15 protein-coding genes, 1 tRNA gene and 1 pseudogene are annotated in these 13,146 nt (G+C 39.4%); 2 read left to right on the forward strand and 15 right to left on the reverse strand.

Annotated elements, in window-relative coordinates; all coding sequences use genetic code 11:
• Nucleotides 1-105: 105 nt before the first annotated feature.
• The 6 genes from KUH03_RS19340 to KUH03_RS19365 all read right to left on the reverse strand — a co-directional run bounded on the left by KUH03_RS19340 (nucleotide 106) and on the right by KUH03_RS19365 (nucleotide 4,730).
• Nucleotides 106-657: a hypothetical protein gene (locus KUH03_RS19340; protein WP_257095872.1), complete on the reverse strand. Its 552-nt coding sequence runs from the start codon at nucleotides 655-657 to the stop codon at nucleotides 106-108.
• 29 nt (nucleotides 658-686) lie between these two features.
• A complete protein-coding gene (locus KUH03_RS19345; RefSeq protein WP_257095873.1) occupies nucleotides 687-1,127 on the reverse strand; it encodes a TonB-dependent receptor in 441 nt (146 codons plus the stop codon).
• 59 nt (nucleotides 1,128-1,186) lie between these two features.
• Entirely contained in the window at nucleotides 1,187-1,687 is a 501-nt protein-coding gene (locus KUH03_RS19350) for a hypothetical protein (RefSeq protein WP_257095874.1), read from the reverse strand.
• Entirely contained in the window at nucleotides 1,639-2,076 is a 438-nt protein-coding gene (locus KUH03_RS19355) for a hypothetical protein (RefSeq protein ID WP_257095876.1), read from the reverse strand. Before KUH03_RS19355 ends, KUH03_RS19350 begins: the two co-directional genes overlap by 49 nt.
• A gap of 97 nt (nucleotides 2,077-2,173) precedes the next feature.
• Nucleotides 2,174-3,154 carry a SusC/RagA family TonB-linked outer membrane protein gene (locus KUH03_RS19360; RefSeq protein ID WP_306429767.1) on the reverse strand — a complete coding sequence of 327 codons (981 nt, stop codon included), beginning with the start codon at nucleotides 3,152-3,154 and terminating at the stop codon, nucleotides 2,174-2,176.
• A 118-nt stretch (nucleotides 3,155-3,272) separates the two neighbouring features.
• Complete coding sequence (locus KUH03_RS19365; protein ID WP_257095878.1) at nucleotides 3,273-4,730, reverse strand: IPT/TIG domain-containing protein; 1,458 nt, start codon at nucleotides 4,728-4,730, stop codon at nucleotides 3,273-3,275.
• Between the two features lie 983 nt (nucleotides 4,731-5,713).
• On the opposite strand from KUH03_RS19365, the gene KUH03_RS19370 reads away from it, so the two are divergent.
• Together KUH03_RS19370 and KUH03_RS19375 are read left to right on the forward strand one after the other, a co-directional pair.
• Nucleotides 5,714-5,878, forward strand: a complete 165-nt coding sequence (locus KUH03_RS19370; protein ID WP_257095880.1) for a hypothetical protein — start codon at nucleotides 5,714-5,716, stop codon at nucleotides 5,876-5,878.
• On the forward strand, nucleotides 5,875-6,372 hold the full coding sequence (locus tag KUH03_RS19375; protein WP_257095881.1) for a DUF6266 family protein: 498 nt from the start codon (nucleotides 5,875-5,877) through the stop codon (nucleotides 6,370-6,372). The genes KUH03_RS19370 and KUH03_RS19375 overlap by 4 nt, the downstream gene beginning before the upstream one ends.
• Nucleotides 6,373-6,752: 380 nt before the next feature.
• Here the strand turns inward: KUH03_RS19375 and KUH03_RS19380 are convergent, their stop codons facing one another.
• The 9 genes and pseudogenes from KUH03_RS19380 to purD all read right to left on the reverse strand — a co-directional run bounded on the left by KUH03_RS19380 (nucleotide 6,753) and on the right by purD (nucleotide 13,055).
• Nucleotides 6,753-7,085, reverse strand: a complete 333-nt coding sequence (locus KUH03_RS19380) for a hypothetical protein (protein WP_257095883.1) — start codon at nucleotides 7,083-7,085, stop codon at nucleotides 6,753-6,755.
• Between the two features lie 389 nt (nucleotides 7,086-7,474).
• Complete coding sequence (locus KUH03_RS19385) at nucleotides 7,475-7,837, reverse strand: hypothetical protein (RefSeq protein ID WP_257095884.1); 363 nt, start codon at nucleotides 7,835-7,837, stop codon at nucleotides 7,475-7,477.
• Nucleotides 7,838-8,127: 290 nt separating this feature from the next.
• Nucleotides 8,128-8,268: a hypothetical protein gene (locus tag KUH03_RS19390; RefSeq protein ID WP_257095886.1), complete on the reverse strand. Its 141-nt coding sequence runs from the start codon at nucleotides 8,266-8,268 to the stop codon at nucleotides 8,128-8,130.
• Between the two features lie 897 nt (nucleotides 8,269-9,165).
• Nucleotides 9,166-9,879 (reverse strand): LytTR family DNA-binding domain-containing protein, encoded by a 714-nt coding sequence (locus KUH03_RS19395; RefSeq protein ID WP_257095888.1) that lies wholly within the window; start codon nucleotides 9,877-9,879, stop codon nucleotides 9,166-9,168.
• A gap of 85 nt (nucleotides 9,880-9,964) precedes the next feature.
• A complete protein-coding gene (locus KUH03_RS19400; protein WP_257095890.1) occupies nucleotides 9,965-10,207 on the reverse strand; it encodes a hypothetical protein in 243 nt (80 codons plus the stop codon).
• A 29-nt stretch (nucleotides 10,208-10,236) separates the two neighbouring features.
• Nucleotides 10,237-10,908, reverse strand: a complete 672-nt coding sequence (locus tag KUH03_RS19405) for a histidine kinase (protein ID WP_257095892.1) — start codon at nucleotides 10,906-10,908, stop codon at nucleotides 10,237-10,239.
• Nucleotides 10,909-11,192: 284 nt separating this feature from the next.
• Entirely contained in the window at nucleotides 11,193-11,423 is a 231-nt protein-coding gene (locus KUH03_RS19410; protein ID WP_257095894.1) for a hypothetical protein, read from the reverse strand.
• Nucleotides 11,424-11,619: 196 nt separating this feature from the next.
• A tRNA-Glu gene (locus tag KUH03_RS19415) sits at nucleotides 11,620-11,691 on the reverse strand.
• A gap of 91 nt (nucleotides 11,692-11,782) precedes the next feature.
• Nucleotides 11,783-13,055, reverse strand: a pseudogene (gene purD, locus KUH03_RS19420) (phosphoribosylamine--glycine ligase).
• Nucleotides 13,056-13,146: the final 91 nt, after the last annotated feature.

The raw sequence follows: 13,146 nt of genomic DNA on the forward strand, positions 1-13,146 counted from the left end.
ATTGGTCGGATTTTAAGTAATCCTTTTACAGGATGAGATCACATTCGTGCCCAAAACGAGCATCAACGCAATATATAATGTCTTTCTTTGCATCTTTTTCTAATTTTATAGGTTAATATTGATGCCAAATGTAAATGACTTAGGTAAGGGATAATCCTCACCCCTTGGTGTTGCCAGCTCCGGATCCCAAAGTTTGAATTTTGACCAGGTCAATAAATTTGAGCCAACGAGGAATAGGCGAATACTATTGGCCTTGATCCGATTGGTCAGGTGTTTTGGCAGTGTATATCCAATATCCAGGGTTTTCAAACGAAGATATTGTCCGTTTTTTAACCAAAATGTTGACTCTCTGAAATTATTAATATTGTCTCCAAAACTTAAACGTGGATAAGATGCATTTGGGTTTTCGGTCGACGGATCGCCTGATATGTCGGCAGAAATCCAACGATTATCGCCCATGACACCTTTCATTACCTGCCCCCATTCGCCCTCACGAAAGGCTTGCACCGTTTTTCCATAAATCGAAAAAGTAGACTTCCCTGATCCTTGGAAATGGACACTAAGGTCAAATCCCCGCCAACTCACTGAAGCACCTACACCATAAACCAAATTAGGTCTCCGCGTTGCTCCTATGGCCACCCGGTCACCATCATCCACTATGCCATCTCCATTGACATCTTTATATTTTATATCTCCGGGCTGATAATTGGGGGATTATTATCAAACTGTTGTTTCGGGCTATTGCGAATATCATCGTAATCTTTAAACAAGCCTAAAGCGATCAATCCTATAGACTGATCCACACGATAGCCTTTTTGATTTTGATAACCATATACGTTATTTTCCTCATCAATTGCCGTAATTTCGTTCTTACTATAGGTGATATTGCTACGTGCTGTAAGGTTCAATTCACCGATCTTCTGTTTATATTCCAAGCGTCCGTCGAAACCACGTGATTTTACGCCACCCACATTAGCTCTGGGAATACTCTCCAAACCAACCATGCTTGGCAAAAATCTTCGTTCCATATAAATGCCGGTACGTTTTTCATCAAAAAAATCAAAGTTGGCGACAATTTTATCACGAAATAAAGCGATATCCAAACCCAGGTTATTTTTGGTAGCCATTTCCCACGTTACGTAGGGCGAAGCCACCTGACTATAGCGAATACCGCCATAGGGACGATCTAGGCCGTAGTCAGCCCATTGATAACCCCTGCGGGAATCCGCTGACCATTACTATCCAGAATCAGGTTACCCCTATCATCTCTACGCCAGATTTCCTCAATCGTATACAAATACGGAAAACGTTCGTTGTTATCACCTATTTTAAGTTGGTCATTTCCCACCTTACCCCAGGAGTAACGTACTTTAAGCAAATTCAGCCAAGGAACATTATTCTTGACAAAAGGCTCCTCGGAGATATTCCATGCTGCCGCTACAGCAGGGAAAAAGCCATACTGTTGTCCCATGGCAAAGTTTTCCGAACCCGTATAACCGAAATTAAAATCAGCAACATAACGCGACTTCCAATTATAGGTTAATCTTCCCGCTAATGCCTGGTTACGTCGTGATACACCATTTTTGATATCATTGCCCAAATCAACTGTTTTGGTAAAAGCATCTCTTGTAAAACGTGCTACTGCTCCCAAATTATGGTCTCCAATTTTGCGATCATAATTAAACATGACATCATAAAACTCCCGTCTATTTCCTTCAGAATACCCCCTTGTTCCATTTCTCTGGGATTAGCCTTATGCGTAAAAATCAGATTTCCATTCTCATCACGCGCACGTTCGGCATGCCATAATTCAGGCAATTTAATACGCGTGATATTGTTATTATTATAGGTATCAAAACCGACAATCCCTCTAAGCCTTAAACCTTTGGTAATAAAATCAAAGTTCTGTTCTATTGTGACATCGGTCTGCACTTTGTTTTGCCAATTTTCATTGAATCCCGACTGTGTTGACATGACCCATGGATTGATCTTATTGCCATCTCCTATTGTTGGTACGCGGCCGTTGGAATACAGTACTGGTGTACTGATCGGAGAATATCCAAAAAAGAACCCCACAGATCCTGATCACCCAGGCCCGGGCTATTCCGTTTGTCCAACGATCCCGCGACGCCAACTTTCAATACGGTGCTTTTGGTCACATTGATATCTGCATTCAAACGGTAATTCCAACGTTTATAATTAGCATTTGTGTTGTAATCGTTGCGCAGTGTCTCATCTGTTTTATACATACCCCCTCATCTATATAGCTTCCCGACACGAAATAACGCGTTGTAGCCCCGCCTCCAGTCATGTTGAGGTTTGCCCGGTAGGTCATGGCACCATCTTTCAACAATAGATCTTTCCAGTTGACATTGGGATAAAGATCTGGGTCCAATCCTAAACGCAAGATTTCTAATTCTTCAGGACGATAAATAGGTTCAAAATTTCGTGTGATCCGGGCCTCATTTAGTAGGTTAGCATAAGTTACACCATCCTCAAATTCAGGCGTAATTGTACGTGTATTATAAATCGTCTCGTCTTTAAAATTGATATTAATTTTCCCCTCTTTCCCGCGTTTAGTTGTGATCAGGATAACGCCATTTGCACCTCTAGAACCATAAATTGCGGTCATCGCTGCATCTTTAAGCACTGTAAATGTTTCAATATCTTCGATATTTATATCATTGATATCGCGCTCGACATTGTCTACTAAAACCAAAGCGGCACTACCGCCACCGAAGGTAGAAATACCACGTATCCAAAACTCGGAGATATTTCTACCGGGCTGACCAGACTGCATCATCGCCATTACTCCTGGTACATTTCCAGCAAGTGCATTCGTTATACTTGAAGTCGGGTTGGCTTTCATCGTTTCTACATCGACTCCACTTGCAGCTCCTGTCAATGTCAGCTTCTTTTGAGTTCCCGTACCTGTTACCACCACCTCATCCAATACACTGGTCTCCGATTCTTTCAAGCTCACATTAATGATATGTGAATCTTTCACAAGTACTTCCTGTTTTTGGTAGCCAACAGAAGAGAACACAAGTGTTTTGTAACGCTCTACCTTTATCTTATAGTTACCTTTGCTATCCGTGGTCGTCCCTAGACCGGGGTATCTTTCACAGCGATGCTGACACCGACCAGTGGGGATTTCTGAGTATCAACAATGACACCTGATACTTCAACAATTTCTTGTGCGAACACACTCCAGCTGAAACTGAGAAGCGCCATACATGTTAGTAATATTTTATTCATCATCTTATCACAGGTTAATCTTGGTCATTTTCATCCATTTCTTCCAGTGCGATCTTACGAATTCGCCTATTCTCCCGGTCTCCGATATAAAAAGCTTGTTCTTTTTCATTATAGGCAATACCTGATGGTCGATCAAAACGAGCATCTGCCCTTAGATCTCCATTAACATAACCGTAAGGATTAGTATTCAGGCTTGAACTACCTCTGCCGGCAAAAGTTGTTACAGCACCTTCAGGCGTAAGCATACGAATGGCATGATTCATAAGGTCTGTAAAATAAAAATCATAGACGTCAGGCTTACCTGCTTCCACATAGGCTTGATTTTTGACAAACACCCCTTGGTAGGGCTGATTGACACGGGCTGAGGATCCGACCCCATCTTTATAGCCAGATTCACGGACTTTACCGCAAACTAAGTAGGGTTGGTTAAACCGCTTTTTATCCCAATTGTAGTCCGCACGCATAATATAACCTTGGTTAATCACCAAAATATACGCGTAGTTTCCAGTCGGATGAATCAAGGCCCGATATTCCCATTCCGGATCCTGAATCACATATAACTGCTCAGCTTTTACCGTTTTATCCGTGAAATACTGATTGAGATCAAACCGGAAGAACTCTCCCTTCGCATAACTGTTAAAATACATTTCTCCATTAACCGGGTGAATGGAGGCCCCATTACATTGTCTACTTTTGGTCAGTACTTCTTTATCGAGAAAGCTCTTTGCACGGGAAAACAATAGGGTAGACTCATCATTCTCTCCGCCCCGATCTTGCGCCACAATCATATATTTGCCATCTACCGAAAAATCTACACTACGTGGACGGTTAAAATCGGAGCGCTTTTTGGTAATCGTGCTATCTTCAAAATTAACCAGATAAAGGCCATTATTGTCATCAAATGTCACCCACAGATGTTTGGGATTCGCGGGGTCAAACTTCATAAAAGAGGAGAGCCAAAAACCGCTGGCCATTTTGTTTTGGTCAGCATCTTTAAACTTGCCATCTTTCCAAGGTTCGTCACCGCGGGCATTCCTGTAGCCGGCGAGTGTGGATACCACCAGCTTACGTTTATAGTCAAACTTTGCTTCAGCCCGGCCGATGACAGGTTTCTCGGCTCCGCCAACACGCACTTCGATATTGCCCTCGAAAGCCTGTTTGGGGACTAGGCAATACAATGACTCACCTAAAGCATTAATAACGATTGCTTGTTGTCCACCTATAAGCACAGTAACATTCTTCGGATCATTTCCGAAATTTTGCCCATAAATAATTAAGCGTTGTCCCATACCACCCGATTTTGGGTTGAAATCAGACACGACGACTGGTTTTGTAGGATCAAAAGGCTTAGATTCTCCAATAATTGCTGTTGTATCGTTCTTGCAGGCCCAAAGACCAAGGGTGAGAATCATAAAGACCCAGAGTCTACCAAATCGGTACAAGGCTCTACTCGCTACTTGTTTTCTTCTCATAAGTTATTAATTGGTTAGAATTTATTTCAAATACTCTTTTCAGTATCCCCGTAGATCGCTTCTGGATATTTTATCTTAGGCTCTCTCCTTGAAGGCATCTCAGGGGTTTAATTAATTTTCTTGGTATCATAATTTTAGGACGAACGAATCAATGCCCGCCCTTTTGAAGGGCAAACTCCTTTAAAAATTTACACATAATTGATTATTTAAAATTAAAGCTAAATGGTATTAGCTTTTGACAGCTAAAAAGACTTTATTGCAATAGCTTCAAAGTCTTCCTAATTTATTTAAATTACTTTTCTATTATTTTCTATTTCCCTTTTTCAAATTCCGAACATGGCACGGCTTGATGTTTTATTGGAAACTTCCCTGTTCCCCGTTTAATAGTTACTTCAAACCATTCTACTGATCATTCGCATTGTACTGTCTGTTTCGTTCAAAAAAATTGTTGGATAGTTCTTAAATTTTGGTTTCTAATACTTCTCTAAGATGTTCTGCTTTATAATTGATTACTCAAAAGTAGGGAACGTAAAAATTTTGAGACTATCGAATTATCTCAATAATCTGCGTATTTGTATCAAACCAAAACATCCATAACACAATAATCTATAAACTAGCTTATTAAGAATTTATTTTTTCTATACAACGCATCAGCGAGTTGATATTTAGTCCTTGAAAAGTAGATTTATTTCGTTTCGGCCCAGTTGAGATCTTGGATCCTTTTCTTTATGAATGTTAGTTTCTTTTGTCGATACTTTTAGGGACAACACACTGGGATCAACTAGTGATCAAATTTGATCTTTTCACAGTATTTGTTCAGTGCTCGTTCAGTGTTTGCTCAGTGATCGCTCAGTATAGATTGAATAACCAATGACTGATCAATGTCTAAACATTGATTGAAAATTGTTATTAGATATAATCTGGTATTAGGATGTTCCAGCTTTAATGCTTATCTTGACTATTAGTTTTATAATCAGTTAGTTATGGCAATCATCAAAAATGGCGTAAATGGAACTGTTTCTGGGAAGGCAGGTTCCGTTGTGTTTGTGTTAACAAAAACAGGAAATTATGTACGTTCTCTCCCGCGCGTTAAAAACGAGCGCCTACACCTGAACAGCTGCTCAGTAGAACACGCTTCAAAATTGTGAGGTCGCATATTAGCCTATTAAATGCCGTCATCAATCTTGGTTATAAGGCGTACAGCTATCCTAAGCGGGCATACGATGTCGCCATGTCTTATAATCTGAACGAAGCACTTATCAAGAAAGAAGACGGTTTTGTAGTTGACTGGCAGAAATTTATGATTGCCAAAGGAAGCCCCAACCCCATCACCTCCTACGCGATGGATTTCGATCAAGAAAACCAAATGCTCAAGGTTACCTGGGAATATGATGCCTATCTGGAAAAGAAGTTTGACACAGGGTCTTACGATTCCTTGTTAATCCTCTATAGTGCAGAAGATAATGGGGCTGAATTTCCACTTTTGATGAACGAATCGAAAAATAGCTTGACATCTGGTAAACAGGATGTTAATATTCCAGAACATACAAAGGAAGCGACTTATGAAGTGTATATATTTTTTGTAAAGAGTTATGGTGGAGGTAATACAGACAGTCTGCATTTAGGCAAGATAAAGGTTTGAGCGGTACCATATTAAAAACCTACAAATTTACTATTTTGCAGGTTTTCTTTTGTAGTCTGTAGGGGATATAAAACATTGCATTATAATAATGTAAAGCAACATTTTTATAATGGTAGTCTTCTTTGGGTTTCTTTATCCGGACAGAATGATTAACATTCTTGCGTAAAGGTATGGGTATCGTGCAAAATCTTCACTATGGACAGCGACTTGGAAAACAACCCGAGATAATCAAAGCATTACCATCTTACCGGTGCATGGAAATAATAGCCAGTATTTCTGGCCTAACATTAATTCGTATAGCTCAAAATATATGCATATGGAAAGATTAGAGATTTTAGTATTATAAAATATAAATTCTGTCAAAAGCAATAAATGTAATCCTAATTGTATGGCGCTGCAAACTCACCATCTGTTACTTTCAAAAAGGAACTTCCATTCCTAAGGAGACCGGAAAACTTTCCTTTTACACCCCATCTACTTAAGCTTGTAATGGTGAGTGTGAAATAGGTGCCGTCGCTCCGCCCGCCCATATGACAGTCGGTATCTACGTGAGCTCCTGCATCCCAGCGTTGTACACAATACTGGCCGTCGAGTTCCAACGATGTGTTCCCATTCACGGAATAGGTCGTTTCCTTTGCTCCATCGGGAAGCACCAAAGAAATATCAAAACTAGGCGATTTATCGATATCGTTCGTTTCCCATCCTGCGATCACAACAAAATGGATCTTATTCCAATCTGCCGGTTGACTATTCGCATTGACAGCGAAATTAAACTTACGTTCTTTACCATTGATTTTGCATATTAAAAACTTTCCTCGTTAATTCCTGTTGGCTTACCATCATTTTTACTACAAGCGACCAGAAGCAGTATCCCTATGGCTAGCATAAACTGGGATCTGCCCTTAACAAAATTTAATATCGCTACCATCACATATAGGTATTTATCATTGTTGAGATGTACATTTTGTTCGATTATAGGTTTGCCTGCTTGGAAATACCAGACAGGCAAAATCTAAAATAATAGGCCTAATGTAAGCGAAAACTAATAGCATCGTCCTCCACTTCTTCAATAGACTCTTTGGTAACAATTCCATTGGCTTTTTCAAAATTTCCTTGAGAAGATCCGAAGAAGTTGTTGAATGCATAACCGTAATTTTGGAACCGTCTTTGTTGAACTTTGAAGTTGCAGACGCAACTCCGCTACAGCCTTCAATACGAGCTTGTAGATCTTGCAGCTTGGCATAATCAATGCCTGAAATGCTGATAACAGTTTTTGGTCGGATTTTTCTTTTTTGCCAAAAAGCTTACCTAGTTTTCCAGCCGTTTTCCCTGCACGGTCAGTTTGATTTGACGCTTTTTCAGTTTTGTTCAGCAATTTGTCGACCTTATCAAAAATGTCTTGTGCCCGAGCGCTGTGAAGACTAGCACTTAACATCATAACCAATAAACATTTGAGTGTATTCATAATTTACATTTTTTATCTTGCCTACTCTAGAAGCAGTTTTCGGCCTCCCTGCTAGAATACTAGCGTTATAATTCAGGAATAAAAATGGAAACAAACCGTTGATTATCGAAAACTGTTCAACAGGTTGGCCAAAATATTTAGTGCCCAAGGTATTTTATTCAATAATTTTGTATCCAGGCATTAAGAATACTTTACTTGACTGTGTGGGGGATAACGTAAATAACAAAAAGAAATCTAGCGTGCCCGGCTCATATCCACAGGCATATAGAATTTGCCCGCGGCAAGTTTTATTATTTTCCCATTGGCATTTTTGACTGGACATTCAAATGTGCCACGGATCTCTTCATTTTAAAAGACACTACGCTGATCCTACCGATAGGCCCCTGCTCACCAGCACTATAAACGTCTTCATTCTCGTCTTCCGCATTCATATCTACCCAATATATTACGGAATTGAAGCCCCCGACGAGCCGGTCGAATAGACTCCAGCTTTTTTTTGAAAAGGTTGGATCAGGAGGTCTATTCCTCCAAATTTTTTAGATCGATCGTTGAAATTCTCCACCGGCCACTCACTAACAATTGATTGCCAAACCCTTCTGTAAATACAACCTGGGCTTTCATACCGAGAAGCTTATCATTCTCAGCTTTTTTTTTCTGTACCGTCAATATTTACTGTAAAGTAATACGGGCTGGCTGAATTGCCGGAATTGTCATTGCTTTTAGAGCAGCCACTAACAAGAAGAACTGCCAAAAATAGGCTATTAAAAAATACGATTTGCGAGCGTTTTTCATGCTTTAAAATATTTATTTTGATTTTGTTTGATTTTCACTCAATCAGAATAGGTTATAACTAGGATTATTAGTTTTCTCTTAAACTATCTGAACCGAAATGTTATCTCATAAATTATTGGAGCATTTCAATTTTTCTATAAAAGTCCAGGGCAGAAAATTTAGCCAGAGCGAGATAAGCATAGTTGACGCCATCGCCAAGGCCAATCCTAAGGTATTGATAATGATAAACGCCCTTTTATTCTTAAAGGTTCTGAGTATGATCCGGAGCTGCTTTTTCTGCATCATGGTATGAATGTCTTGAACTCAAAATGAAAATAGCACCTTCACGATTGATGCAATACGAAAATAAATGTGGTACATAAATGCTGAAGATGAAAAACTATTCAACGGTTTGTTGAGAATATTTAATAAAATAAGCGAATTGTTCAAACTATACATTTAAATAACCTTAATTATCGGCCACCTAAGTCCTGTCTTCTATTCAGGAAAATTGGCTGTCTTAAAAGATGGGTTATGAAAAATGTTTATGGTAGTGATCATAGGATATGTTTCGCTATCAGGCTTAAAAATTGATCCCTATAGCTGTTACTAATCGGTATTTTCGTCTGCCCAATGACGGCCTGATTGTCAACGATACGATCCAAATGCTTGATATTGACAATAAAGGAATTATGGATACGGATAAAGAAGTCCGGCAGCTCTGCTTCCAGTTGTTTCATCCTTTTATAAACCAGGATTTGTCTGTCGGTACTGACGACAGTTACATATTCTTTCTGCGCCTCAAAATATAAAATGCACTGGTAGTCCAATTTGATATACTGTTTTCCTGATTTGACAAATATGTAGTGGTCAGAATGTCGTTCCTTTGAGGTGTCAGTGACTATTTTACGATCAACAAGAACATAATTTCGAACTTTTTCAATGGCATGTATAAACCTTTTAAACGTGATTGGTTTGAGGAGGTAATCGATAGCATTGTATTCATATCCTTCCAAGGCATAAGATGAGTATGCCGTCGTAAAAATAATACACTGATTTTTGGGTAATTGGGCCGCAAGTTCCAATCCCGACATCTGGGGCATGTTGATGTCCATAAAAATAAGGTCAACCTGTTCCTGTTTCAGATAAGCAATGGCTTCAAATGCATCATAGCATTTTTGTTTTAATACCAAAAACGGTACTTTGAGGATATGGTCTTCCAACAGCTTTACAGCATTGGGCTCATCGTCCAGGATCAAACAGTTAATCATCTTTGTAATGGTATAATCAGGTGAACAATAAAATGACCATCACTTTCCTTTTTTTCAAATTGAAAGCTTTCTCCATAAAGTAGTTTCAATCGGGTACACAAATTTTTAAACCGCTGTGGCTTGTCGCAGGAATTTGGGATGAAACTATACGGTTGGTGACTTCAACATGGAGCTCACAGTTATTTACTTTCAGATTTAAACGCAACAGATTATTGAGGCCACGCCGGTCTATACCATGTTTAAAAACATTTTCAACAAGCGGTATGATGAGCATTGGCGGAATGTTAAACGTCTGGGTATCGCCGACGATCTGAATTTCAACCTTCATCGCATGGCGTAAGCGGATCCGCTCGAGGGCTATATAGTCAAGAACAAACTGAATGTCTGTAGCCAGCAGTATCTCTTTTTCGGTGCTTCATCAACAAAATAACGCATGATATTGGAAAGTTTTGCCAGCAGCTGAGCTGTTTCCGGAGACTGGGTCTGTGCTACATAATAAATATTGTTGAGTGTATTGAATAGAAAATGAGGCTGTACCTGCGATTTCAATAGGTTTAGTTCAACTTCTGCTGTGTATTGTTCCAACATTTCCTTTTCCTTCCGGACCCTAAAATAATCCAGCGCCATTTTTAGCAAAAAGCTGAAGAAGAACGCCATTAATGATGGGATGATTACGGCTATATAGACCTGTAAGGTTGAACTTTGGTCGACAGCACCAGGAAAGAAAAGCTTCATCATAAAAGCTCTGAATTCTACCCTGTAAACGCTGATAAGCAGAATAAGGAGGAAACTAAATAAAATATAACTTCCTATTTTATGCCGTTGGTAGAACTTTGGCATCAGAAAAAGCATATTTCCATAAATTATAATTGCCCAGCAAAGAACATTGTTGATGGCCGAGTAAAGCGCTCTGACCATAATTGGATAGTCCGTTATTAAATAGGAGACGATCAAAAGAAGAAATACACAGATCCAGCAGATCCATTGAATACGGATCAAAGATGTATCTCGCAATTCTACTCTTTTCATAAATAAATATAAAATTAAAGATTCAAACATTCAATCGGTTTCAATAGATTCAAATTTTTTATCAACAGATGAGCTATATAGTTAAATAATTGGAGGGGTCACTGTTCATTGAAATGTTATGTACGGTGCCTTGCACAACAGAAGCCTCCTAAGCGCCCTGTCGTGGATTCCTTTTGAATGTCGTTGACAAATTTGCCTTTTAGAAATTTACATTCGGACAGACATTTTTCAGATGATCGAGTATTTTATGTTCATTTTCGGCTTCATACTGTTTCAATTCAGTGTTACCTGTCGATGATTGCGTTTGCTTCTGCCGATTCCAGTGCTTTCGGTTCTTCGATGGGCCTTTCCTTTTCAGGATTACATTTGACAAGGTGTATCTTGGTTCCCGTAGGGATCTTTACAACTGGCTTGCCGTTGTACTCCACGAAGCATGTTATTGGCGTTGGTTTTGTGGCTGCCATTTCCCTGAGACGGAAATTTATACCACATTCGATTTTCATCGTTCTTCTCATAATCCACTGATTTTAAACTACCAAACAATAACACAAGTAAGAAAGAAAGTGAAAAGCTACAAGATGTTGGTGGTTCTTTTTGGGGTTATTTATCGAATTAGGGTGAATTTCATCGTATCCTATAAAGTCAAAATCCGCATTTAAATATATTTAAATGCGGATTTTGAATCTTTTGGCTCTCTTTGGAGCCTCTCTGTAGCCCGTAGGGGAATCGAACCCCTGTTTCAAGAATGAAAATCTTGCGTCCTAACCCCTAGACGAACGGGCCATTTTTAATGCAACTCCAAAAGCTTTCTTGTTTTTGGAGTTGCAAATATATACCTTAAAATCAGTATTACAAAAATAATTTTAAATATTTTTTAGATGAGGTCAAAACCGATGTCACGTCTGAAGTATTTTCCTTCAAAATAAATTCTTCCGGCATCAGCAGTAGCCTGTTGAAGAGCATCAAAAAGGAGTCTTGTAATGTCGTAACAGCGATCACACGTCCACCGGCAGTGACAACCTTACCGTCCTGCTCCTTGGTTCCTGCCTGGAATACAATAGATTCTTTGACGTTCTCCATATTCGCGATTTCCTTTCCAGATTCATAGGCTCCGGGGTAACCTCCAGCCACTAACATCACCGTAACAGCTGTTTTTGGAGAAACGGTATAAGAACGTTGGTCCAAATTTCCTTGTGCGACACCTTCCAACAGATCCAACAGATCAGATTCAATCCGTGGCAATACAGATTCTGTTTCAGGATCACCCATACGAACATTATATTCAATGACATATGGCTCTCCTTCAACATTCATCAAACCGATGAAAATAAAGCCTTTATACGGAATACCATCTTTCTTCAATCCTTCGACAGTTGGTTTAATGATACGTTCTTCCACCTTATTCAAAAATGTTTCATCAGCAAAAGGTACTGGAGAAATAGATCCCATTCCACCTGTATTTAACCCTGTATCCCCTCACCTATCCGTTTATAGTCCTTCGCAGAAGGTAATACCTTATAGGAGTTTCCATCTGTCAAGACGAATACCGATAGCTCAATTCCTTTTAAAAATTCCTCAACGACAACGACGCGGCTGGCCTCTCCAAATTTGGAATCCGCAATCATAGCTTTCAATTCCGCTTTGGCATCTTCAAGTGTTTCACAGATCAAAACACCTTTTCCCGCAGCCAGACCATCAGCTTTAAGAACGATAGGCAACTTTTGGCTCTCTAGATACACCAATCCTTCGTCCAATGACGCGACATCAAAAGAACGTGATGCAGCGGTAGGTACACCATGTCGATCCATAAACTGTTTCGAAAAATCTTTTGAGCCTTCTAATTGGGCTCCTTCCTGTTGCGGGCCGATTACTGGAATATCTTTCAAATCTGCACGGTTCAAAAAATAATCATGAATACCTTTTACCAAAGGCTCTTCAGGTCCTACGACTACCATCTGGATAGCATTTTCCAACACAAAGGATGCTATAGCTTCAAAATCAGTAACTTTAATATTGACATTTTGGCCATATGCTCCTGTACCAGCATTTCCTGGAGCAATAAATAATTGACCTAAACGTGGACTTTTCGACAACTTATAGGCGAAGGCAGATTCACGACCTCCGGAACCGATTATTAGGATATTCATAGCACAAAGATATTTTTTTATGCTAATTTTCAGGCATAAGATGGTTCAAAAACGGATTTTAAATTTATTTTCCGGCTTAAAAGAACTCCAA

Origin of the sequence: Sphingobacterium sp. E70 (assembly GCF_019285695.1) — a bacterium.
GTDB lineage: Bacteria > Bacteroidota > Bacteroidia > Sphingobacteriales > Sphingobacteriaceae > Sphingobacterium > Sphingobacterium detergens.